The 22800-nt window shown below is 69.0% G+C and carries 23 protein-coding genes; 5 read left to right on the plus strand and 18 right to left on the minus strand.

All coding sequences use genetic code 11. The features are described 5' to 3' along the window. Positions 1 to 53: 53 nt before the first annotated feature. The 13 genes from ruvA to AC1DEL_RS12690 all read right to left on the minus strand — a co-directional run bounded on the left by ruvA (position 54) and on the right by AC1DEL_RS12690 (position 11856). Positions 54 to 635 (minus strand): Holliday junction branch migration protein RuvA, encoded by a 582-nt coding sequence (gene ruvA / locus AC1DEL_RS12630; RefSeq protein ID WP_092291909.1) that lies wholly within the window; start codon positions 633 to 635, stop codon positions 54 to 56. Between the two features lie 77 nt (positions 636 to 712). After that, positions 713 to 1882, minus strand: coding sequence for a glycerophosphodiester phosphodiesterase (locus AC1DEL_RS12635; RefSeq protein ID WP_092291911.1), 1170 nt, complete (start codon positions 1880 to 1882; stop codon positions 713 to 715). A 75-nt stretch (positions 1883 to 1957) separates the two neighbouring features. Beyond that, positions 1958 to 2503 (minus strand): crossover junction endodeoxyribonuclease RuvC, encoded by a 546-nt coding sequence (gene ruvC, locus AC1DEL_RS12640; RefSeq protein WP_092291913.1) that lies wholly within the window; start codon positions 2501 to 2503, stop codon positions 1958 to 1960. Between the two features lie 108 nt (positions 2504 to 2611). After that, entirely contained in the window at positions 2612 to 4186 is a 1575-nt protein-coding gene (gene purH, locus AC1DEL_RS12645; protein ID WP_477125813.1) for a bifunctional phosphoribosylaminoimidazolecarboxamide formyltransferase/IMP cyclohydrolase, read from the minus strand. Positions 4187 to 4202: 16 nt separating this feature from the next. Next, entirely contained in the window at positions 4203 to 4436 is a 234-nt protein-coding gene (locus AC1DEL_RS12650; protein WP_092291917.1) for a Fis family transcriptional regulator, read from the minus strand. Further along, a complete protein-coding gene (dusB, locus tag AC1DEL_RS12655) occupies positions 4433 to 5509 on the minus strand; it encodes a tRNA dihydrouridine synthase DusB (RefSeq protein WP_092291919.1) in 1077 nt (358 codons plus the stop codon). Before dusB ends, AC1DEL_RS12650 begins: the two co-directional genes overlap by 4 nt. Before the next feature lie 196 nt (positions 5510 to 5705). Further along, a complete protein-coding gene (locus AC1DEL_RS12660) occupies positions 5706 to 6989 on the minus strand; it encodes a UbiH/UbiF/VisC/COQ6 family ubiquinone biosynthesis hydroxylase (protein WP_477125814.1) in 1284 nt (427 codons plus the stop codon). After that, on the minus strand, positions 6925 to 7464 hold the full coding sequence (locus tag AC1DEL_RS12665) for a hypothetical protein (protein ID WP_255370716.1): 540 nt from the start codon (positions 7462 to 7464) through the stop codon (positions 6925 to 6927). The genes AC1DEL_RS12660 and AC1DEL_RS12665 overlap by 65 nt, the downstream gene beginning before the upstream one ends. Then, positions 7461 to 8867, minus strand: a complete 1407-nt coding sequence (locus tag AC1DEL_RS12670) for an aminopeptidase P N-terminal domain-containing protein (RefSeq protein WP_477159092.1) — start codon at positions 8865 to 8867, stop codon at positions 7461 to 7463. The genes AC1DEL_RS12665 and AC1DEL_RS12670 overlap by 4 nt, the downstream gene beginning before the upstream one ends. A gap of 100 nt (positions 8868 to 8967) precedes the next feature. Further along, entirely contained in the window at positions 8968 to 9717 is a 750-nt protein-coding gene (gene murU / locus AC1DEL_RS12675) for an N-acetylmuramate alpha-1-phosphate uridylyltransferase MurU (RefSeq protein WP_477107887.1), read from the minus strand. 5 nt (positions 9718 to 9722) lie between these two features. Next, positions 9723 to 10046, minus strand: a complete 324-nt coding sequence (locus AC1DEL_RS12680) for an AzlD domain-containing protein (protein ID WP_092291925.1) — start codon at positions 10044 to 10046, stop codon at positions 9723 to 9725. Next, complete coding sequence (locus AC1DEL_RS12685; protein WP_255370732.1) at positions 10043 to 10720, minus strand: AzlC family ABC transporter permease; 678 nt, start codon at positions 10718 to 10720, stop codon at positions 10043 to 10045. The genes AC1DEL_RS12680 and AC1DEL_RS12685 overlap by 4 nt, the downstream gene beginning before the upstream one ends. 89 nt (positions 10721 to 10809) lie before the next feature. Then, entirely contained in the window at positions 10810 to 11856 is a 1047-nt protein-coding gene (locus AC1DEL_RS12690) for an aminoglycoside phosphotransferase family protein (RefSeq protein ID WP_441591711.1), read from the minus strand. Between the two features lie 178 nt (positions 11857 to 12034). Here AC1DEL_RS12690 and AC1DEL_RS12695 point away from each other — a divergent pair, with 178 nt between their 5' ends. The 5 genes from AC1DEL_RS12695 (at position 12035) to trpS (ending at position 19082) form a co-directional block, all read left to right on the plus strand. Further along, positions 12035 to 14512: an LPS-assembly protein LptD gene (locus tag AC1DEL_RS12695; protein ID WP_477125815.1), complete on the plus strand. Its 2478-nt coding sequence runs from the start codon at positions 12035 to 12037 to the stop codon at positions 14510 to 14512. A gap of 9 nt (positions 14513 to 14521) precedes the next feature. Further along, positions 14522 to 16033, plus strand: coding sequence for a peptidylprolyl isomerase (locus tag AC1DEL_RS12700; RefSeq protein ID WP_454756816.1), 1512 nt, complete (start codon positions 14522 to 14524; stop codon positions 16031 to 16033). A gap of 30 nt (positions 16034 to 16063) precedes the next feature. Further along, positions 16064 to 17119, plus strand: a complete 1056-nt coding sequence (pdxA, locus tag AC1DEL_RS12705) for a 4-hydroxythreonine-4-phosphate dehydrogenase PdxA (protein ID WP_092291935.1) — start codon at positions 16064 to 16066, stop codon at positions 17117 to 17119. An 18-nt stretch (positions 17120 to 17137) separates the two neighbouring features. Beyond that, positions 17138 to 17983 carry a 16S rRNA (adenine(1518)-N(6)/adenine(1519)-N(6))-dimethyltransferase RsmA gene (gene rsmA, locus AC1DEL_RS12710; RefSeq protein WP_092291937.1) on the plus strand — a complete coding sequence of 282 codons (846 nt, stop codon included), beginning with the start codon at positions 17138 to 17140 and terminating at the stop codon, positions 17981 to 17983. A gap of 61 nt (positions 17984 to 18044) precedes the next feature. Beyond that, the gene (gene trpS / locus AC1DEL_RS12715) at positions 18045 to 19082 is read left to right on the plus strand and encodes a tryptophan--tRNA ligase (RefSeq protein ID WP_092291939.1); all 1038 of its coding nucleotides are present in this window, start codon (positions 18045 to 18047) and stop codon (positions 19080 to 19082) included. A gap of 46 nt (positions 19083 to 19128) precedes the next feature. On the opposite strand, the gene AC1DEL_RS12720 is transcribed toward trpS, so the two are convergent. The 5 genes from AC1DEL_RS12720 to gmhB form a co-directional block, all read right to left on the minus strand. Continuing rightward, on the minus strand, positions 19129 to 20034 hold the full coding sequence (locus tag AC1DEL_RS12720) for a DMT family transporter (protein ID WP_092291941.1): 906 nt from the start codon (positions 20032 to 20034) through the stop codon (positions 19129 to 19131). 9 nt (positions 20035 to 20043) lie between these two features. Next, complete coding sequence (gene gloA, locus AC1DEL_RS12725; RefSeq protein ID WP_092291943.1) at positions 20044 to 20451, minus strand: lactoylglutathione lyase; 408 nt, start codon at positions 20449 to 20451, stop codon at positions 20044 to 20046. A gap of 92 nt (positions 20452 to 20543) precedes the next feature. Further along, positions 20544 to 21419 (minus strand): M48 family metallopeptidase, encoded by an 876-nt coding sequence (locus AC1DEL_RS12730; protein WP_477105519.1) that lies wholly within the window; start codon positions 21417 to 21419, stop codon positions 20544 to 20546. Next, positions 21416 to 22177, minus strand: coding sequence for a lysophospholipid acyltransferase family protein (locus tag AC1DEL_RS12735; protein ID WP_454756818.1), 762 nt, complete (start codon positions 22175 to 22177; stop codon positions 21416 to 21418). The genes AC1DEL_RS12730 and AC1DEL_RS12735 overlap by 4 nt, the downstream gene beginning before the upstream one ends. 15 nt (positions 22178 to 22192) lie before the next feature. Next, positions 22193 to 22789 (minus strand): D-glycero-beta-D-manno-heptose 1,7-bisphosphate 7-phosphatase, encoded by a 597-nt coding sequence (gmhB, locus tag AC1DEL_RS12740; RefSeq protein ID WP_092291949.1) that lies wholly within the window; start codon positions 22787 to 22789, stop codon positions 22193 to 22195. Between the last annotated feature and the right edge of the window lie 11 nt (positions 22790 to 22800).

Below are 22800 nucleotides of genomic sequence, written 5' to 3' on the forward strand. Positions count from 1 at the left end.
GAATGCGGGACAGCCGTCATTCTACGCCGGCTGCCTCTCGCGCTAGCCCTTCGCTAGCCCTTCGAGAGCGACTTCAGCGCCAGCTTGATGCCGTCGGACACACCCGTGCCGGCCGGCACCTGCTTGATGGCCAGCGCGGCCTCTTTCTCGGAGTAGCCCAGCGCCAGCAGGGCGTTGAGCACGTCCACGGCGCTGTCGGCGACGGGCGTGGCGCCCGGCGCGTGGCCCAGTTCGGCCCCCAGCTTGCCCTTGAGTTCCAGCAGCAGCCGCTCGGCGGTTTTCTTGCCGATGCCTGGAATCCGCGTCAGCCGGCCTGCCTCCTGCAGTGTGACGACCTGCGCCAGTTCGCTCACGGACAGCCCCGACAGCACGGCCAGCGCCATGCGTGCGCCGATGCCGGTGATCTTGATCAACTCGCGGAACGTGTTGCGCTCGGACGCCGAGCCGAAGCCGTAGAGCAGGTTGGCATCCTCGCGCACGATCTGCTGCGTCAGCAGCGTCACCGGCTGGCCCACGGCGGGCAGGTTGTAGAACGTGCTCATCGGCACGTCGATCTCATAGCCCACGCCGTGGCAGTCGACCAACAGGTGCGGGGGATTCTTCTCAAGCAGGGTGCCGGCAATGCGACCGATCATGGTGGGCAGGGTGGGGTGACGAAATTGCCGGCAAGTGTAGCGCGTGCGGGTGGCGCGCTGGCGGTTATCGCTGCGGGTTATCGCTCCGGTGCGCTGTCCACGGCGCGGCGGCCCAGCGCCGGGTCGTCGGTGAAGACGCCATCCACGCCGGCGGCCAAGAAGGCCTGGATTTCGCGCACCAGGCCGTTGGGGCTGCGCGTGGCGTCATCGCCGGCCACCCGGAACGGCTTCGGCAGGAAGCTGTTCTCGGGCCGGAACGTGTACGGGTGGACCGTCAGCCCGGCCGCGTGGGCGTTGGTCACCAGCGCCGTGGGGGCGGCCAGCCCGCCCTGGGCGTCGCGTGGCACCACGTTGCTCTTCTCGGGGCCGATGCCGTTGGCGTAGGTCGCCACTTCGCGCAGGCCCAGTGGCGTGAGCATCTCGGCGTAGTTGCGCGTGTCGCCGGCCAGGCGCCAGTCGGCGGGGCGGCTGGACGGGCTGCCAATCAGCTGTACGATCTTCACGTTCGGCATCGAGGTGCCCAGCAGCCGCTTCATCGTGCGCAACGGGCCCACTTCGAACGACTGGACGAAGACCGGCGCGCTGCGGGCGTAGGCGTTGGCCTGCAGCGCGGCGGCGACTTTCTCCTCGAGCGGCAGGCCGATACCCCGGAAGTAGCTCGGGTGCTTCAGCTCGGGGTAGATCCCCACCGGGCGGCCGCGCTTGATGGCCGCCTGCGAGGCCAGCCGCAGGATTTCGTCGAAAGTGGGAATCTCGAACTGGTCGTTCAGCTTGGCGTTGAGCGGGCGCAGCTTGGGAATGCGCTCGCGGGCGCGCAGCGTCTTCAGCTCGGCCAGCGTGAAGTCCTCGGTGAACCAGCCGGTCAGGCGTTCCCCGTCGATGACCTTGATGCGCTTGCGGTCGGCAAACTCCGCCACTTCGGCCACATTGGTGGTGCCGGTGATGTCGTTCTCGTGGCGGGCGACCAGCACGCCGTCGCGGGTCATGACGAGGTCCGGCTCGATCACGTCGGCGCCGTCCTCGATGGCCTTGGCGTAGGACGCCAGCGTGTGCTCCGGGCGCAGCGCGCTGGCGCCGCGATGGGCGATGACCAGCGCTTTCGGGGCCGGCGGGGCGGCCGGGGCGGGCGCCGGGACCGCCGCGGTGGAGGCCGCCGCCTTGTCCTTATGTGCGTGGTGCGGTGTGGCGCAGCCCGCAATCAGGGTGGCAGTGGCAAAGGCAAGGGTCAGGCGGGGAAGGAAGGACATCGCGCGGCGTTCATGGGATGGGGCGGAACGCCGATTGTACGAGCAGAGGCCGGAGTTGGCCTGTCCGGCGCCGGACTACCCGACCAGGCGCCCGCGCCGTACGCGCAGCCCCTTGCGGGCCAGGTCGGGCGCCATGCCGGCCAGCGTGCCGAGGGTATCGCCGCCGTTGGCATGGCAGATGGCCACGCCGAGCGCATCGGCCGCATCGGAACTCGGCCTGCCGGACAGCGCCAGCAGCCGCATCACCATCTCCTGCACCTGTTCCTTGTTGGCCCGGCCATAGCCGACCACGGCCACCTTCAACTGGAGCGCGGTGTACTCGAACACGGGCAGGCCATGGCCGACAAGGCCGCAGATGGCGGCCCCGCGCGCCTGGCCGAGCATCAGCGTGGACTGCGGATTGACGTTGACGAAGACCTTCTCGATGGCCGCGCAGTCGGGCGCATAGGTGCGGGCGACTTCGGAGATGCCGTCGTAAAGGGTCTTGAGCCGCTCCGGGAGGCTGGAATTCCCGTCGCTCTTGATGGTGCCGGAGGCCACGTAGGCCAGCTTGTTGCCGTGTTTTTCCAACACGCCAAAGCCGGTGGTGCGGAGGCCGGGATCGATGCCGAGGATGCGCATGGTGTTGTTTGGGCTTCGTTCGTCGTGGTGCTTTGCTAGACCACCCCTCTCCCCGACCCTCTCCCACTGAGGGGAGAGGGCCGGCGCCTCAGTATGCGCCGCCGCGTCTCAATGCCGGAAGTGGCGCGTGCCGGTCAGCACCATGGCGATGTTGCGCTCGTCGGCGGCGGCGATCACCTCGTCGTCGCGCATCGAGCCGCCCGGCTGGATCACGCAGGTTGCGCCTGCATCCACCACCACGTCCAGGCCGTCACGGAACGGGAAGAAGGCGTCGCTGGCCACGGCGGAGCCCGCCAGGGTCAGGCCGGCGTTCTGCGCCTTGATGCTGGCGATGCGGGCGGAATCCACGCGGCTCATCTGGCCCGCGCCCACGCCCAGCGTCATGCCGCCGCCGCAGAACACGATGGCGTTCGACTTCACGAACTTGGCCACGCGCCAGGCGAACATCAGATCGTCCATTTCCTTCGGGGTGGGATGGCGGCGCGTCACCACGCGCAGCTCGGACGGCTGCACGTTGCGCGCATCGGGACCCTGCACCAGCAGGCCGCCGCCCACGCGCTTGAGGTCGTATTGGTTCACGCCCTTGCCCAGCGGAATCTCCAGCAGACGCACGTTCTGCTTGGCCGCGAACACGTTGCGGGCCGCCGTGCTGAACGAAGGGGCGATCAGCACTTCCACGAACTGCTTCGCCACGGCCTGCGCGGCGGCTTCGTCCAGTTCCACGTTGAAGGCGATGATGCCGCCGAAGGCCGAGGTCGAGTCGGTCTTGAAGGCTTTGTCGTAGGCTTCCAGCGCGTTCACGCCCACGGCCACGCCGCACGGGTTGGCGTGCTTGATGATCACGCAGGCGGCGCCGTTGGCGGCATCGAACGACTTCACGCACTCCCACGCGGCGTCCGCGTCGGCGATGTTGTTGTACGACAGCTCCTTGCCCTGCAGCTGCACGTAGTTGGCCAGCGCGCCGTCCACGGCCTTCAGGTCGCGGTAGAAGGCAGCCGACTGGTGCGGGTTCTCGCCGTAGCGCATCTCCTGCACCTTCTCGAAGGCCAGGTTCAGCGTCTTCGGATAGGCGCTGCGGGCCTGGTGCGACTTGTCGGCGCCGAGGCTGGTCAGGTAGTTTGTGATCGCGCCGTCATATTGGGCGGTATGCGCGAAGACCTTGGTGGCCAGGCGGAAGTTGGTGTCGTAGCCGACGCTGTTGGCGTTGGCGCGCATTTCGTCCAGCACCACGGCGTAGTCGGCCGGGTCCACGATCACGGTCACGTCGCGGTGGTTCTTGGCCGCCGAGCGCAGCATGGTCGGGCCGCCGATGTCGATGTTCTCGATGGCGTCCGGCAGCGTGCAGTCATCCTTGGCCACGGTCTGCTGGAACGGGTACAGGTTCACCACCAGCAGGTCGATGGTGGGAATCTGGTGCTCGGCCAGCGCGGCCACGTGCTCGGGCAGGTCGCGGCGAGCCAGGATGCCGCCGTGCACCTTGGGGTGCAGCGTCTTCACGCGGCCGTCCAGCATTTCCGGAAAGCCGGTGTAGTCGGCCACCTCCGTCACGGGCAGGCCGGCGTCGGCCAGCAGCTTGGCGGTGCCGCCGGTGGAAAGCAGCACCACGCCGAGCGCGTTCAGGTCGCGCGCGAAATCGACGATGCCGGTCTTGTCGGAAACGGAGAGAAGGGCTTGCTTGATCATGGCTTGGGGGAACGCTTCAAAGTAAACCGTGTTGCTGCAGCTTCTTGCGCAGCGTGTTGCGATTGATGCCGAGATAGGCGGCCGCCAGCGACTGGTTGCGCTCTGCGCGCGCCATCACGGCTTCCAGCAGGGGCCGTTCCACGGCCTCCAGCACCATGTTGTACATATTGGACGGCTCTTCGCCGTCCAGGTCGCGAAAGTAGGTATCCAGGCTGTCCCGGATGCATTGATCGATGGCGTTGCGGCTCATGCGGCAAGCAATTCCTTGTTCTTGTTGTTGTTGTCGGCGTTCTTATCTTGGCCTTCGGCCGTGGCGTCGCCGTCTTCCACATAGACCAGGCGGTCGGAAATCGCCGCCTGCTCGTCGAAGAAGGCGTTCACGGCCTCCAGCTGCGCCGTGGTGGACTCCAGCGTGTTCATCCGATGCCGGAACAGGTTCGCGCCCTTGAGGCCGCGCGTGTACCAGGCAATGTGCTTGCGCGCGGTGCGCACGCCGGTGAACTCGCCGTAAAACGCGTAGTGGTCGGCCAGGTGATGGTTCATGATCGCGCGGATCTCGGCCACCTCGGGCGACGGCAGCATCTCGCCCGTCGCCAGGAAGTGTTCGATCTCGCGGAACAGCCACGGCCGGCCCTGCGCCGCGCGGCCGATCATGATCGCGTCCGCGCCGGTGGCGGCCAGCACCTCGCGCGCCTTCTGCGGCGACGTGATGTCGCCGTTGGCCACCACGGGAATCCGGATCGACTGCTTGACCGCCGCAATCGTCTCGTACTCGGCCTCGCCGTGGTACAGGTCCGCGCGGGTGCGCCCGTGGATCGTCAGCATGCTGATGCCGGCGTCTTCCACCAGGCGCGCCACGCGCAGCGCATTCTTGTGCTCGCGGTCCCAGCCGGTGCGGATCTTCAGCGTCACGGGCACGCGGTCGCCCACGGCACCCACCACGGCCTCGACGATGCGCACCACCAGCGGCTCATTCTGCAGCAGCGCCGACCCGGCCGCCACGTTGCAGACCTTCTTGGCCGGGCAGCCCATATTGATGTCGATGATCTGCGCGCCCCGGTCCACGTTGTAGCGGGCCGCCTCGGCCATCATCCCCGGCTCGGCGCCGGCAATCTGCACCGAGATCGGCTCCACCTCGCCCGCGTGGTTGGCGCGGCGCATGGTCTTCTCGCTCTTCCAGAGCTGGGCGTTGGACGCCACCATCTCGGACACCGCGTAGCCCGCACCCAGCTGCTTGCACAGCTGGCGGAACGGCCGGTCCGTCACCCCGGCCATGGGGGCGACGAACAGGTTGTTGCGAAGACGATGCGGACCGATCTGCACGATAGGAATAGCGAATGGAACAGGCGCACGTGACGGTTTTGCGTCACATGGCGCGTTCGGTAAACGGGTACTGGGGGAAGGCGCGAGGGCGGGATTTTACCGCCAAACGGACCGGGTTGCCCAAGAAATGAGCAAATATCATGGATGAGGGGGCGGGCCTTGCCTGCGTGGCACGGTGCCCGCCCCCCACGAGGGATCAGCGGCGCGCGCCGTACATCATGTGGCGCGCCAGCGCGTCCTTGAGCGGCGCCACGCAGGCCAGCGCTGCCAGCGACGCCCCGCGCACATGCGCCGCCAGCGGCCCGCCGATGCCGAAGACACGCGGCAGCAGGTCGGTCACGCCGATGGTCATCGCCCGGTCCACGCGGTGGCGGCCGGCGAAGGCCTGCAACGCCTGCGGCGTGCAGCCGGCGCGCAGCGAGTCAGCCAGTGCGAAGGCATCGCGCAGGCCAAGGTTCAACCCTTGTCCGGCCACCGGATGCAGCGTCTGGGCGGCGTTGCCGACCGCCGCGATGCGGCCATCGACGGTCACCGGCGCCGCATTCAGCCCCAGCGGGAACGCGTGACGCTTGCCCACCAGCGTGAAGCGGCCCATGCGCGAGCCGAACGCCTCGCCCAGTTCCGCGGCGAATTCGGCATCGGACAGCGCGAGCCGCCGCATGGCCGTATCGGGCGGGCAGCACCAGACCATCGCATAGCCGGCAGTGCCGTGTTCGTCATGCGGCAGCAGCGCGAGCGGCCCTTCCTCGGTGAAGCGCTCCCAAGCCCAGCCTCGCCGCGGTTGCGTACACGTCACATGGCCGATGATGGCCGTCTGTTGGTAGTCGCGCCGCCGGGAGGTTTCGGCGCTGCGCGCCAGCCGCTGCGTGCGCTGGTGGAACAGTCCGCCTTCGGCCTGCACGGCGAGGCGCGCCGTGACCGCCATGGGCAGCCCGACCTGATCGGCATGCGAGGTGCCGGTCAGCCGCACCAGCGCGGCATCTTCCTGCCGCTCGGCCTTGGTGTCCTGCGCGATGTCGTCGATGCGCGTCTCGAACTGGCGCGCCAGGCGGCCCGGCGCGGCGTCCGCGGCACGAGCCAGCGCGCGTTCCAGCGTCTGGCACAGGTCGCCATAGCGCACGACATAGCCGAGCGCCGGCACGCCGTAGTCGTCGTGATGCAGTTTCACGTGGCCAAAGCGCCCGCGCTGCGACACGTGAATGTGCTCGATGGGTTGCGCCGGCATCGGCCACGCGCCAATCTGCTCGAGCAGCTGGCGGCTGCCGTGCGACAGCGCAATCGCCCGGGGGTCCCGCGCGGCGCGGGCCGGCGTGGCCGCATCGATCAGCACGATCCGCCACGGCGTGGTGCGCAGCAACTGCGCCGCCAGCGCCAGGCCGACGGGCCCGCCGCCGACGATGGCGATGTCGAACGGCTCAGGGCTGGGCGCCGGACTGTGGCTGGGACTGGGAGTGGTGCTGAGGGTCACGGGGCTTGTCATCAGGAGCTTCCTCGCCGGATTGGGCCGTATCGGCCGCATTCGCCGCATTCGCCGCGGCACGCTTCCACAGCACGGCATCCGTGCGCGACTTGCCGGCGGCGGCATCGCGCAGCGCGTTGTCGAGCTTCTGCTGGTGGAAGCCGGGCAGGGCCTGGAGGTGCGCCACCAGCGCATCGCCGTTGGCGGCGTCCAGCGGGGCCACGCAGCCCTGCTTGCTCTCCGCGTCGCCGGCCAGGATCAGCCAGGCGGCGCCGGTCCACGGCGCGCGGTCGGAAACGCGCACGATCACGCGTTCCAGCGCGTCCCAGGCGAGTTCCTCGCGCTGGCCGTCAGGACGATGCACGACCAGGCGGTCGTCATACAGATTGATCACGAACGGCTCGCCCGGCACCACTTGCCGCGCTGCTGCGGGCTTGCTGGAATGCGTGTGTTGCGTGCCGCCACCGCTGAACAGCTTGCGGAGCAGGGTCTTCATCGTGCGATGTCTCCCAGGTTGTCGCGCATCAGCGCTTCGATGTCATCGGCCTTGACCGGCACGCCGCGCGTGAGCAGGTCGCAGTCGCCGGCGGTGACGACCGCGTCGTCCTCGATCCGGATGCCGATATGCCAGTAGCGCTCCGGCACGTCTTCAGCCGGGCGCACGTAAATACCAGGTTCGATGGTCAGCACCATGCCGGGTTCCAGCGGCCGCCACGGCCGCTCGCCCTCATGGCCGGCGGGCAGCGGGCCCGGCGCGCGGTACTCGCCCACGTCGTGCACGTCCATGCCCAGCCAGTGGCCGGTGCGGTGCATATAGAAGCGGCGATAGCTGCCGCTGGCCAGCACGTCGTCGAGCGTGCCTTCCTTGTTGCGGTCGAGCAGGCCGGTGTCGAGCATGCCCTGCGCCAGCACCTTCACGGCGGCGTCGTGGGGCACGTTGTACGGCACGCCGGCGCGCGTCTCGGCGATGGCGGCGTCCTGCGCGGCCACCACCAGGTCGTACAGCTCGCGCTGGGCGGGCGAGAAGCGGCCCGAGACCGGGAAGGTGCGGGTGATGTCCGACGCATAGCCGTCGAGTTCGCAGCCGGCGTCGATCAGGCACAGGTCGCCATCGCGCAATTCGGCCGGGCCGGCGCGGTAGTGCAGCACGCAGGCGTTCGGGCCGGTGGCCACGATCGAGTTGTAGGCCACGCTCTGCGCGCCATGGCGACGGAATTCGTAGAGCAGTTCGGCTTCGAGGTGATATTCGCGCAACCCGGCCCGCGAGGCGCGCATGGCCCGCACGTGCGCCTGGGCCGAGATCTCGCCCGCGCGGCGCATGATCGCCACCTCGCCGGCGTCCTTGAACAGCCGCATTTCGTCGAGGATAGTGCGCACGTCGAGCGCGGCGGACGGTGCGGCCACGCCGGCGCGGCCCTGCATGCGCACGGCGTCGAGCCAGCCGCGCACCTTCAGGTCCGTCTCGGCCGAGGCGGCCAGCGGGTAGGCCACCTGGGCGCGATTGGCCAGCAGCGGCGGGAGCAGGGCGTCGATTTCCTCCACCGAGTGCGCCTCGTCCAGGCCGAACGCGGCGCGCGCGCCTTCCGGGCCATGGCGGAAGCCATCCCAGATCTCGCGCTCCTCGTGCTTGGGGCGGCAGAACAGGATGCTGCGGTCCGCGCCGGGGCCTTCCCCGGGCGCGCCGGCCACCAGCACCAGCACCGCCTCGGGCTCGGTGAAGCCGGTCAGGTAATAGAAATAGCTGTCGTGMCGRTASGGRTAGTCGCTGTCRCGRTTGCGCATGGCYTCGGSCGCGGTGGGCACGATGGCCACGCCGCCRCCGCYGGCRCGCAGRTGTTGCAGCACRCGGGCGCGGCGGTCGCGGCAGGCGCCAAGCAGGGCGGAGTCGGGTGCGGACATGGAGTGGGTGGCGAGGTGGCGAGGTGGGGAATGATGCCGATTCTAAACCCGTCGGCGTGCGGGTGGCCCCGCTGGGAGCCTGGCTGGTGGCGCGGGCGCCTCAGGCGCCGCCGGTGCCGGTGGCGGGCACGCCCAGTTCGGCGCGCAACTCGGTATCCAGCGCGGCCAGCTGCGCCGGCGTGCCGACGTTCTCCCAACGGCCGTCGAAACGTTCGCCGGTGGCATCGCCGCTGGCAATCGCTGCGCGGTAATAGGGCGTCATCGCCACTTTCTGACCCGGCGCGATCTCGCGGAACAGGCGCGTGTCGTACAGGCCGATATTGCCGAAGGTCAGCGGCACGGCATCCCCCGCATCATCGGGCAGCCGCAGCAGGCCGTCGGCGCCCAGCGCGAAGTCCCCGCGCGGGTGGAAGGGCGGATTGGGCACCATCACCAGGTGCATCATCGGTCGCTCCGCACCGGCCATGGCGCGGGCGCGCGGCAGCAGCGCGGCGTAGTCGAAGTCGCAGAAGATGTCGCCCGACACGGCCAGGAAGATCTCGCCGGCGTCGGGGTTTGGCGTCAGCAGCGGCAGGGCCTTGGCTATGCCGCCAGCCGTTTCCAGCGCGCTGCCTTCGGCCGACCAGTGCAGGCGCACGCCGAAGCGCGAGCCGTCGCCGAGCGCCGCTTCCAGCTGCTCGCCGAGCCAGGCATGGTTGATGACGATGTCGGTCAAGCCGGCGCGCGCCAGCGCCTCGATCTTCCAGACGATCAGCGGCTTGCCGCCCACGCGCAGCAGCGGCTTGGGGCAGGTATCGGTCAGCGGACGCATGCGGTCGCCGCGTCCCGCCGCGAAGATCATCGCTTTCAGGGTGTTCACAACCAATACTCCAGGGCGATCAGCGTGGCCATGCCGCCGGCAATCGTCCAGCCCACGCTGCGCGTGTAGGCGGCGATGACGATGGCCACCAGCCCGGCCACGAGCCGGGTGTTATAGGGGCTCAGGTAGAGCGCGCCGTCGTGCATCAGCAGGTCCGGGGCGATCAGCGCCGAGAGCATCGCCGCCGGCACGAACTGGAGCGCGGTGCGGAACCAGGACGGCAGCCGCACGCGGCCTTCCACGGCGATGAACGACAGCCGGATCAGGTACGTGGCCAGCCCGGCGCCCAAAAACACCCACAGCAAGGTCATCGGATTCATGCCGCCGGCTCCTTGCGCGGGCTGCGGCCCGGCGTGGGGTGCCCGCGCCCGAGCAGCAGCATGCCCGCCGCGATACCGCCCAGCGCGGCCACCATCAGGCCCAGCTTGTGCGGCAGGCCGAAGCAGGCCACCGCCAGCGCCGTGGCCACCAGCGCGGCGGCCACGTGGGCGCGGTGCTTGAGGTTCGGCACGATGATGGCGATGAAGGTCAGCGGCAGGAAGAAATCGAGCGGCCAGTCCTGCGGCACCTGCGCGCCGACCAGCACGCCGGCCAGCGTGGAGAGCTGCCAGCTCGACCACAGCGAGAAGCCGGCGCCGAAGTAGAACCAGTGGCGGTAGCGCGCCCGCTCGCCGGTATCGCCCAGGCGGCGCGTCATGGCGGCGAAGGCCTCGTCGGTCAGCAGGTAGGCCACCAGCGCCTTCCAGCGGCGCGGCAGCGGTGCCAGCGACGGGGCGATCGTGGCCGAATAGAGCGCGTGGCGCAGGTTGACCATCGCCACGGTGAAGGCGATCACCAGCGCCGGCGTGCCGGCCGCCCAGAGTTGGGTCAGGATCATCTGGGAGGCGCCGCCGAACACGATGGCGCTCATCGCGCAGGCCAGCCAGGCGGGCATGCCGGCATTGACCGCCAGCACGCCATAGATCAGGCCGAACGGCACCACGCCGAGCAGCATCGGCGCCAGCGCGCGCACGCCGGCCCACCATTCCCCGCCACGGGTGACCGGCGCGGGGCTGGGCGATGCAGGATCAGCGGGGGCGGCGCTCAAAACGTGAACCCGGCGGGGCGCTCGGTGCCTTCCAGGGCATCGAGCAGCCGCACCAGCTTGCGCAGCTCGGTGTAGCGGCCGGCCACGTTGCGCGTGTACTTGAGTACCAGCGGCAGGTTGGCGAGGTAGCCGTCCTTGCCATCCCGGTGGTACAGGCGGGCGAAGATGCCGAGCACCTTCAGGTGGCGCTGCAGGCCCATCCACTCGAAATCGCGGTAGAAGGCGCCGAAATCGGCGTTCAGCGGCAGCCCGGCCTTGCGCGCGCGCTCCCAGTAGCGGATCAGCCAGTCGAGCTGCTGCTCTTCGTCCCACTCTATATAGGCGTCGCGCCAGAGCGAGACCGCGTCATAGGTGGCCGGGCCGATCACGGCGTCCTGGAAGTCCAGGATGCCGGGGTTGGCGCCATCGGGCAGGACCATCAGGTTGCGCGAGTGATAGTCGCGATGCACGTAGACCTGCGGCTGGGCCAGGTTGTTGGCCAGCACGGCGTCGAAGACTTCGCGCAGGTCGGCCTGCTGGGCGTCGTTCAGCGTGGCGCCCAGGTGGCGGCCCACGTACCACTCGGGGAACAGGTCCAGCTCGCGCTGGAGCAGGGCGCGGTCGTAGGCGGGCAGCGTGCCGGGGCGGGTGGCCAGCTGGATCCTGACCAGCGCGGCGGCGGCGTCGTCATAGAGGCCGCGCGCGGACGAGGCGTCCAGCTTCGACAGGTAGGTCTGGCTGCCGAGGTCGGCCAGCAGCAGGAAACCCTGCGCCAGGTCCTGGGCCAGCACGGTGGGCACGGTCACGCCGGCCTCGCCGAACAGCCCGGCCACGTGGATGAACGGCCGGCAGTCCTCGTGCGCGGGCGGGGCGTCCATGACGATGGCCGTCGGATGGGCGGCATGGCCGGTGCGCACGCGGAAGTAGCGGCGGAAGCTGGCGTCGGCGGATGCCGGGGCGCAGGAGTCGGGGTCGATCGACCATGTGGCGCCGAGCCCGGCGACCCAACTCTTGAGCTGGGCGATACGCGGGTCGGAGGTTGGGTCGTGAATAAGTGCTGCCATGCCGGATTGGGTGGATACGATGCCCCGTATAATACCCGACCAGACCCGGGCGCCGGGTGGCCCCCGGGAGGGGCCTTTGTTGCCCCGCAGCCTGCTCCGGCAAGGGTTGGCGGGAAGTACGGAACCGTTCGCGGGACCGTTCCGCAGCCCGGCGCCGAGCCGACCGATAACCGTCCGCATGACCGAACAACAACGATCACCGCATCATCCGGCCACCCGACCGCCCGCGCTGCGCGGCCTGCCGCGGCGCATGCGTGCCGCTTTGCCGGCCAGCACCCTGCGTCCGCTCGTGCTGGCCATGGCGGGCCTGTCGGTGAGCGTGCACGCGCAATATGGCGCGGGCTCGGCCATCCCGAACATCGACATCGCCGAGCCGGCGGTCACCCAGACCCCCGAAGCCCCGCCGCCCGCGCCGGAAGCCGGCGTGCTGGTGCCGCGCCTGGACGAGGCGCCGCCGAAGGCGGCCACGGCCAGCAGCATGAACATCGCGCCGAGCTCGACCCCGTCGAACCCCAACGCCCCGGCCTATGTCTCGGGCGACAGCCTGACCGGCTTCAGCGAAAAGGGCGTGGCGCTCGAGGGCAATGCCGAGCTGCGCCGAGACGGCGCCGTGGTCAAGGGCGACAAGGTGACCTATGACCAGGACACCGACGAGGCCCATGCCACGGGCAACGTGCGCCTGTCCAAGAGCGGCACGCTGGCCGTGGGCCCCGAGGCCAAGCTGCGCGTGGAGGCCAACGAGGGCTACATGCTCTCGCCCGACTACTATTTCCACCAGACCGGCGGCGCGGGCAGCGCGGAGCGCATCGACTTCATCGACCCCGACCGCAGCACGATGAAGAAGGCGTCGTACACGACCTGTTCGCCCGACAACGCCGACTGGTACTTCAGCGCGAACCGCATCGACATCGACAGCGACCGCCAGGTGGGTACCGCCTACGGCGGCGTGCTGCGCTTCTTCAACGTGCCGATCGCCGGCGCGCCGGCGTTCTCGTTCCCGCTGAACGACGAGCGCCGCAGCGGGGTGCTGGCGCCGCTGATGGGGTACAGCTCCAAGTCGGGGCTCGACCTGACAGTGCCGTACTACTTCAACCTGGCGCCGAACCGCGACCTGACGCTCTATCCGCGCCTGCTGACCTCGCGCGGCGTGCAGCTGGGCGGCGACTACCGCTACCTCGGCGATGGCTACTCGGGCCGCCTGCGGGCCGAATTCCTGCCGGACGACAGGAAGGCCGAGCGTGACCGCTGGGCGTATTCGTTCCAGCACACCCAGCGGATCATTCCGGGCATGACGGCGTATGCCAACGTCAGCAAGGTGTCCGACGACCAGTATCCGGACGACCTGACGCGCTCGGTCTCCCAGTCCACGCTGCGCCAGTACACGCAGGAAGGCGGCGTGATCTACAACTGGCAGGACTTCACGTTCATGGCACGGGTGCAGAAGTTCCAGACGCTGCGCCCGAGCGAGCCGTCGTACGAGCGCGAGCCGCAGTTGAACGCCCGCTACACGCGTTATGACTTCGGCGGCTTCGATATCTCGGTGGAAGCCGACTACACCCGCTTCCGGATCCCGCTGACGTCCACCGGCTTCCAGCAGCCCGAGGGCAACCGCGCGTTCATCCAGCCGGTGATCAGCTACCCGATCATCCGCCCGGGCTGGTTCGTGACGCCGAAGGTGATTTTCAACGCCGCGCAGTACAACATGGACACCGGCACCAACACCACCGGCGCGCAGAACTCGTTCGGCCGCGCCATTCCCACGGTGAGCCTGGACTCGGGCATGGTGTTCGACCGCGCGGCGCCTGGCGTAAGCAAACTGTTCGGCGTGAACTACACCCAGACGCTGGAACCGCGCCTGTTCTACGTCTACACGCCGTTCCGCGACCAGAGCCAGTTCCCGCTGTTCGATACTGTCCAGACAGACTTTGGCTATGGGCAGATCTTCAGCGAGAACGCGTTCACCGGTAATGACCGGATCGCCGACAACAACAAGCTCACGGCGGGCGTGACCACGCGCCTGATCGAGTCCGAGACCGGCATCGAGCGCTTCCGCGGCACGCTGGCGCAGCGCGTGGACTTCACCGGCCAGCGCGTGCAGCTGACCGGTACATCCACAGATACCAAGCCGAGCTATTCTGACTTGCTCGCAGCTACCACGATCCAGCTGTTCCGCGGCTACTATCTCGATGCGGGCATCCAGTACAGCCCCGAGGACAACCGCGTGAACTACTCGAACGTGGCGTTCGCGTGGCGGCCGGAGTCGCGCAAGCTGGTCAACGTGGGCTACCGCTATCGCCGGCCGACCTCGGTGACCGATAACTCGGCCATCGACCAGTTCGAGCTGTCGAGCCAGTGGCCGATCACGCGCCGCACCTACGGTATTGGCCGGGTGGCGTTCGACCAGACCGCCAACCAACTGGTCGATGCGCTGGCCGGCATCGAATACGCCGCCGACTGCTGGGTGGGACGCGTGGTATACCAGCGTTTCCGCAACACCACGCAGGGCTATACCGGCCGGTTCTTCCTGCAGGTGGAATTCCGCGGGTTGTCCAAGATCGGTTCCAACCCGCTGGACATGCTGCGTCTGAACGTGCCCGGCTACGAGCCTGTTACCGCACGTCCGGTGCCCACGTCCCAGTACGATCACTATGAATGACGGACCAAGATGAAACGTCGAGCTTCCAACGCGCTGTCCCGATCCAACCCCCTGTGGCACGTGGCGATGGCTGCCGTGCTTGCCGCGCTGGCCGCGCCAGCCGTGGCGCAGCTCAAGGCCCCGTCGGCGCCCTCGGGCAAGCCGTCACTTTCCGGTAGCGGCAGCGGCAGCGGCCGCACCTCGGGCATCTTCCTGCAGCAGCCCGCCCAGCAGGCCGTGCCGCCGAGCGAGCCGCAGATGGGCGTGCCGCAGCCGGGCCAGAAGCGCTCGCAGCTTGTCGATGAAGTGGTGGCGGTGGTCAACAACAGCGTGATCACGCGGCGCGAGCTGCTGGACCGCGCCGACGAGATCGAGAGCCAGCTGCGCGCCGCGCAGCGTGAGGTGCCGCCGCGCGCCGACCTGCTCGGCGAAGTGCTCGAGCGACTGGTGATGGAGCGCGTGCAGACGCAGGCCGCGCAGGACGCCGGCATCCGCGTGACCGACCAGGAAGTCGACCGCGCCATCGAGTCCGTGGCGCAGCAGAACCGCCTGACCGCCACCGAACTGCGCAGCCGCGTGGAAGCCAGCGGCATGAGCTGGACCAAGTATCGTGACGAACTCCGCAAGCAGGTGCAGGTGATTCGCCTGCGCGAGCGCGAGGTCGACTCCAAGGTGCAGGTCTACGACGGCGAGATCGACAACTACCTCGCCGCGCGCAAGGGCGGCGCCGCGCCGGCCGGGCCGACCGAGTACAACGTCGCCCAGATCCTGATCCGCGTGCCCGAAAACGCGTCCGACGCCCAGAAGGCCGAGCTGAAGACCAAGGCCGAGGGCCTGCTGAAGCAGGCGCAGGGCGGGGCGGACTTCGCCGCGCTGGCCAAGGCCAACTCGGAAGCACCTGAGGCGGCGCAGGGCGGCGCGCTCGGTTTCCGCGAGATCGGCCGCCTGCCGGCGCTGTTCGCCAACGCCGTGGTGGACCTCCAGCCCGGCGCACTGGTGCCCGAGGTGGTGGAGTCGGCCAACGGCTTCCATGTGATCCGGCTGATGGCCAAGCGCGCCGCGCCGGCCGCCGACCAGCCGCAGGCCAGCGAGCGCATCACGCAGACCCAGGTGCGCCACATCCTCGTGCGCACCGGTCCGAACATGCCCGAGGCCGAGGCACGCCGCCAGATGACGACGCTGCGCGACCGCATCACGCACGGCGGCGACTTTGCCGACTTCGCGCGCCGCTTCTCGCAGGACGGCTCGGCCCAGCAGGGCGGCGACCTGGGCTGGGTCTCGTCGGGCGAACTGGTGCCCGAGTTCGAGCAGGCCATGAACCGGCTGCGTCCGGGCGAAATCTCCGACCCGGTGGTCACCCAGTTCGGCGTGCACCTGATCCAGGTGATGAATCGCCGCGAGACCGAGGTGTCGGCGGAGAAGCAGCGCGACTTCGCCCGTTCGGAAGTCCGGGAGCAGAAGCTGCGCGCCGCCTATGATGACTGGGTGCGCCAGCTCCGCAGCGCGGCGTACGTGGAATACCGCATCAACCGCCAGCGCTGATCCGCCGGCGCCCCCGACCCCACCCCATCCATGCCCGACCCGCTCGCGCTAGCCATTACCACCGGAGAACCTGCCGGCATCGGCCCCGACATCACGATCGGGGCGCTGCTGCAGCTTGCCGGCAGCAATGGCAACCGCAACGGGCACTACCGCTTCCATGTGCTGGGCGATGCCCGTCTGCTGGCCAGCCGGGCCGCGGCGCTGGGCGTCGGCCACGCCTGGACGCGCCAGATCGGCGAAGGCGGGGTGGTGGTGGAGGATGTGCCGCTCGGCGTGCAGAGTGAGCCGGGCAAGCTCGACGCCCGCAACGGCCGCTACGTGCTGGCGCTGCTGGACGCCGCCATCGACGGCCTGCAGGCCGGCAAATACGCGGCGATGATCACCGCGCCGGTGCAAAAGAGCACGATCAACGACGCGGGCGTGCCGTTCACCGGCCACACCGAATACCTGGCCGAGCGCGCCGCCGTGCCGCGTGTGGTGATGATGCTGGCCGGCCCGCAGCCGGCCCACGACAACGCCATGCTGCGCGTGGCGCTGGCCACCACGCACCTGCCGCTGCGCGCGGTGCCCGACGCACTCGACATCCCGATGCTGGTGGAGACGCTGACCATCATCGATACCGACCTGCGTCGCCATTTCGGCATCGCCCGGCCGCGCATCCTGGTGACCGGCCTGAACCCGCACGCCGGCGAGAGCGGCCACATGGGGCGCGAGGAGATCGACGTGATCGGCCCCGCCCTGTCCCTGGCCTGCGATGCCGGCATCGACGCCCGCGGCCCCTATCCAGCCGACACGCTGTTCCAGCCGCGCCACCTGCGCGACGCGGACTGCGTGCTGGCGATGTACCATGACCAGGGACTGGCGCCGCTCAAGTACGGCACCTTCGGGCACGGCGTGAACATCACGCTGGGCCTGCCCTTTATCCGCACCTCGGTGGACCACGGCACCGCGCTCGACCTGGCCGGCAGCGGCCGCGCCGAGCACGGCAGCATGATCGAGGCCATCCGCAGTGCCATTACCATGGCTGGCCACGCCAACGGGCGCCATCACGACGGCAATGCCGGCGTGTGGCCCGCTACCCGCTGACCGCCAGCCGCAGACACCATGCGTTCAAACGTGCACCAGGGCCATGTGGCCCGCAAACGATTCGGACAGAACTTCCTGGTCGATGACGGCATCATCCACGGCATCGTCGGCGCGATCGATCCGCAACCGAATGACATCGTGGTCGAGATCGGCCCGGGCCTCGGCGCGCTGACCGACCCGCTGCTCGAGCGCCTGCCGCAGATGCAAGTGGTGGAGCTGGACCGCGACCTCGTGGACCGCCTGCGCCGCCGCTACAACGACCGGCTGGTCGTGCATGCCGGCGACGCGCTGGCGTTCGACTTCGGCAAGCTGCACGAGACCGGCCGGCCGCTGCGCATCGTCGGCAACCTGCCGTACAACATTTCCAGCCCGCTGCTGTTCCACCTGATGGACTTCGCGGACCAGGTGCGCGACCAGCACTTCATGCTCCAGAAGGAAGTCGTGGAGCGCATGGTGGCGGACCCGGGCAGCAAGGCCTTCGGGCGGCTGTCGATCATGCTCCAGGTGCGCTATCACATGGAACATGTGCTCGATGTGCCACCTGGCTCGTTCAATCCGCCGCCCAAGGTCGATTCTGCCGTGGTGCGCATGATCCCGTGGCCGCGCGGCGAGGATGGCCGGCTGCGCTCGCCGTACCCCGCCTGCGACGCAGGCGTGCTGGGCGACGTGGTGACCGCCGCGTTCTCCCAGCGCCGCAAGGTGCTGCGCAACACGCTGTCCTTCCTGCGCGATCAGGTCGACTTCGACAAGCTCGGCTTCGACCTTACCCGCCGCGCCGAGGAAGTGCCCGTGGCCGAGTATGTCGAGCTGGCGCGCACCGTCGGCGACAGCGCCGCGCCCCGCCCCGCGCGCGGCGTGGCCTGAATCACGCAGAGTTTTCCGTTTTCCGAATTTTTTCGAATATTCCGAAGTTCCAGCGACGCTTATGACCGCCAACACGCTAACCGCGAAAACCGACCCGCGTCCCGTCATCCTGACCGGTGACCGCCCCACCGGCCCGCTGCACCTGGGCCACTTCGTCGGCTCGCTCAAGAGCCGCGTCGCCCTGCAGGACTCGCACAAGCAGTACGTGCTGCTGGCGGACACGCAGGCCATGACCGACAACGCCCACGATCCGGAAAAGGTGCGGCGCAACGTGCTGGAAGTGGCGCTAGACTACCTGGCCGTCGGCATCGACCCGGCCAAGACCACGATCACCGTGCAGTCGCACCTGCCCGCGCTGGCCGAACTGACGCTGATGTACCTGAATTTCGTCACGGTGGCGCGCCTCGAACGCAATCCGACGATCAAGGAAGAGATCCAGGCGCGCGGGTTTGGCCGTGACATCCCGGCGGGCTTCCTGTGCTATCCCGCCTCGCAGGCCGCGGACATCACCGGGTTCAAGGCCGTGCTGGTGCCGGTGGGCGAGGACCAGGCGCCGCTGATCGAGCAGACCAACGAGATCGTGCGCCGGATTAACCATCAGGTGGGTCGCGACGTGCTGCCCGAAGCCGCCGCGCTGATCCCCAAGCATGGCCGCCTGCCGGGTGTCGATGGCAAGGCCAAGATGAGCAAGTCGTTGGGCAACGCGATTCCGCTGGGCGCCTCGCCCGAGCAGATCAAGGAAGCGGTGCACCGCATGTACACCGACCCGAACCACCTGAAGGTGTCCGATCCGGGCCAGGTGGAGGGCAATGTCGTGTTCACCTACCTCGATGCGTTCGATCCGAACGTGGAGGAAGTGACCGAGCTGAAGGACCACTACCGCCGTGGCGGCCTGGGCGACATGGTGCTCAAGCGCCGTGTGGAAGGCATCCTGCAGGAGATGCTGCGCCCGATCCGCGAGCGCCGTGAGGAACTGGCGAAGGACCCGGGCTATGTGTTCGAGATCCTGCGCAAGGGCACGGCCGAAGCGCGCGAACTGACCCAGCAGACGCTGGAAGAGGTACGCGACGCGCTCGGAATGTTCTCGTTCCCGCGCTAAGTCGTTCGATGACAGGCGCCGCGAGCTTGATCGCGGTGCCTGTGCCTCAGCCCTTCCGGTTCACCAGCACGATCCCCAGCAGCACCAGCACCGCCGCCGCGCCGAAGCGCAGGCCGACGGCGTCGTGCATCAGCAGCACCCCGAAGGCTACGCCGAACAGCGGTGTCAGGAACGAAAACACCGACAGCCGCGACGCCAGGTACTGCCTGAGCAGCCAGAACCAGATCAGGTAGCTCGCAAACGCGATCAGCACCGACTGGTAGAACAGGCTCGCCACCACCATCCCGTTGACTTCCACCCGCCCGGCCTGACCCGCCGCTAGCGCCATCGCCAGCAGCAGCACCGCCGAGACCGCCAGCTGGTACAGCAGCGTCTTGCTGGCCGGGGCGCTTGATAGCGAGCTGGCGCGCACGACGATGGTCGTGGCCGCCCAGAGCGCGCCGGCGACCACGCCCAGCGCGTCGCCGAGCAGCGTGCTGGCATGCGCCGAGGTGGCCGCGATGCCATCGACAAAGGCCAGCGCCATGCCGCAGAACGCCAGCACCACGCCCAGCCACTGGCCGCGCCGCAGGTGCTCGCCGGGCACGAAGAGGTGCAGGCCCAGCGCCGTGAAGATCGGCGCGGTGTAGAGGAACACGGCCATGCGCGAGGCCGTGGTGTGGCCCAGCCCGACGAAGATGCAGAAGAACTCGGCGCCGAACAGCAGCCCGGCCACCAGCCCGGGGCGCAGCGTGCCGTCGCGCTGCCACAGCGGCGTGCCGCGCCAGGACGCGAAGGCGAACACCAGCAGCGCCGCAATCGCCGAGCGCACGCCGGCCTGGAGCACGGCGCCCATCAGCGGCGCCGTCACCTTGATCACCACCTGTTGCAGGCCCCAGGCGGCGCACAGCAACACCATCAGGCCGATGGCCGTGCCGTCCAGCGGGCGCCGCGTCAGGGCTTGCGTGTTCATCGGGCTGGCTTACGGGCGCGACGCGTCACGCGTCGAATGCCGCTCGATCAGCTCGATCTTGTAGCCGTCCGGATCCTCGACGAAGGCGATCACCGTGGTGCCGCCCTTGACCGGACCGGCCTCGCGCGTGACCTTGCCGCCCGCCGCGCGGATGCGCTCGCAGGCCGCCGCGGCGTCCGGGGTTTCCAGCGCGATGTGGCCGTAGGCGGTGCCCAGGTCGTACTGGTCCACGCCGTAGTTGTAGGTCAGCTCGAGCACGGCCGTCTCGCTCTCGGGGCCGTAGCCGACGAACGCCAGGCGGTACTTGTACTCGGGGTTGTCGCTCTCGCGCAGCAGCTGCATGCCGAGCACGCGCGTGTAGAAATCGATGGAGCGCTGGTAGTCGCCAACGCGGAGCATGGTGTGGAGGAGTCGCATGGGGAGCCCTTTTCTGGAATTCGTAGGATGGCGAGGCCGTATTTTAGTCCGGATGGCGGGGCCTCGCCGGCGGCTCCCCGCCTCGCCGGGCGTCAGAACGTCGGCAGCAGCTCGGGCGGATGCGCGCGCAGCTGGGCGCGGGCATCGCGGAACTCGGGAAAGATCGATTCCACGGTTTCCCAGAAGCGCGGGCCGTGGTTCATTTCCTTGAGGTGCGCCAGTTCGTGCGCGGCCACGTAGTCGATCATCGACAGCGGGAAATGCATGAGCCGCCAGTTCAGGCGGATCTTGCCGTCGGCGGTGCAGCTACCCCAGCGCGTGGCGGCCGAGGTCAGCGCGAAGCCGGTGTGGCGCACGCCGAGCTTGTCGGCGTAGATATCGAGCCGCTCCACCAGCAGGCGGCGCGCCTGGTGCTGGAGCCAGCCCTGCACGCGGTCCTTGATCTGCTGCTCGTCGGCGTGCGTCGGCAGCGCCAGGTGCAGCACGCGCGTGTCGGCGTCGAACAGCAGCGCGCCGGCCGGCGAATCGAGCTGGAGCGTGATCGGCTTGCCCAGGAACGGCAGGCTCGCGCCCTCGCGCCATTGCACCGTCGGCAGTATGCGGCGAGCCTCGCGGTGGCGCCACTCGCCCAGCTTGTTGAAGATCCAGCGCTGCTTTTCCAGGATGGCCGACTCGATATCGGTCAGCGTAACCCAGCGTGGCGCCGTGATCGACAGCCCGCGGTCATCCACCGTAAAGCCGATGGTGCGCCGCGACGAGCGCTTGAGCGCGTAGTGGAGCATGCGCTCGCCCACGTGCAGCGTGCGGCCGTTGGGCAGGGCGGGTGGCCAGGTGTCGGCCGGGGGCGTGTCCAGCGAGGGCGCCAGCAGCGCGGCATCCGCGGCGGAGGGAGCGCTGGGCGCAGCCTCCGCGAGCGGCAGTTCGAGCTGCGCGCCGGGGTTGTCGGGAGTGGGACGCAGCAGCTTCATGCGGCGGCTTCGCTGGCGTTGCGGCGATAGCTTTCGGGATCGATCCGGCGCATCTCGGCCTCGATCCACGCTTCCACTTCCTGGTTCAGCACGTCGGCGGTCTTGTTGGCCGACGAAATCGGCATGCCGATCGAGATCGTGATCAGGCCGGGGTATTTCAGGAAGGAGTTGCGCGGCCAGACGCGGCCGGAGTTGACCGCCATCGGGATCACCCAGGCGCCGGTTTCCACGGCCAGCCGGGCGCCGCCGCTCTTGTAGCGCGGGTTCTCCTGGCCGGCGCGCGTGCGCGTGCCTTCGGGGAACATGATGATCCAGGCGCCCTCGGCGAGCCGGTCGCGGCCCTGGCGCGCGGCCGAGGCGAACGCGCGCGTGCCTTCCTTGCGGTTGATATGGACCATCTTGAGCATGCCCAGCGCCCAGCCGAAGAACGGCACGAACAGCAGCTCGCGCTTGAACACGAAGCACAGCGGCTTGGGCATCAGCGCCACGTAGGCCACGGTTTCCCAGGCGGACTGGTGCTTGGAGAGCAGCACCACGGGCTTGTCGAGCATCGCGTCCATGCGCTCGCCGTTTTCGATGCGGTAGCGCATGCCGCAGATCAGGCGGCCAGCCCAGATCACGAGCAGGGGCCAGCCACGCACGAAGCGGAAGCGCCGGTCGGCGTTCATGAACGGGAAGGCGATGAAGCAGGCGCACGCGTAGGGCGGCGTGAGCACGATCAGGTACAGCGCGAACAGCAGGGAACGGATAAAGGTCATCAGTGTGGCCGGAATTCAGGGGGCGCTGGGCGCGGGTGACGAAGACGCCTTGTGGGCGGCATCGCCGGCAATCAGCCAGCGGGCGAACGCGGCCAGGTCGTCGTGGATGCGCGTGCCGGCGGGCAGGGTGCCCTTGTCACGCGTCTTCACGCCCTTGCCGGTCAGGACCAGATGGGGGATGCAGCCAACCGCCACGCCGGCTTCGAGGTCGCGCAGGGAGTCGCCCACCACGGGCACGCCGCGCAGCTCCAGGCCGAAGCGCTCGCCGATCTGCTCGAACAGGCCCGACTTGGGCTTGCGGCAGTCGCAGTTGTCGGCGGCCGTGTGCGGGCAGAAGAACACCGCCTCCACGCGCCCGCCGAGGTTGGCCAGCCCCTTGTACATCTTCTCGTGCATCGCATTCAGCGCGCTCATCTCGAACAGGCCGCGCCCGATGCCGGACTGGTTGCTCGCGATCACCACGCGGTAGCCGGCCTGGTTCAGCGTGGCGATGGCCTCGAGGCTGCCGGCGATCGGCACCCATTCATCGGGCGTCTTGATGAAGTGGTCGCTGTCGAGGTTGACCACGCCGTCGCGGTCGAGGATCACAAAGCGGGGCTGGGACTGTGGCATCGCAGGGCTCC

The sequence above is a fragment of the Cupriavidus sp. 10L43_2 genome (genome assembly GCF_056395265.1).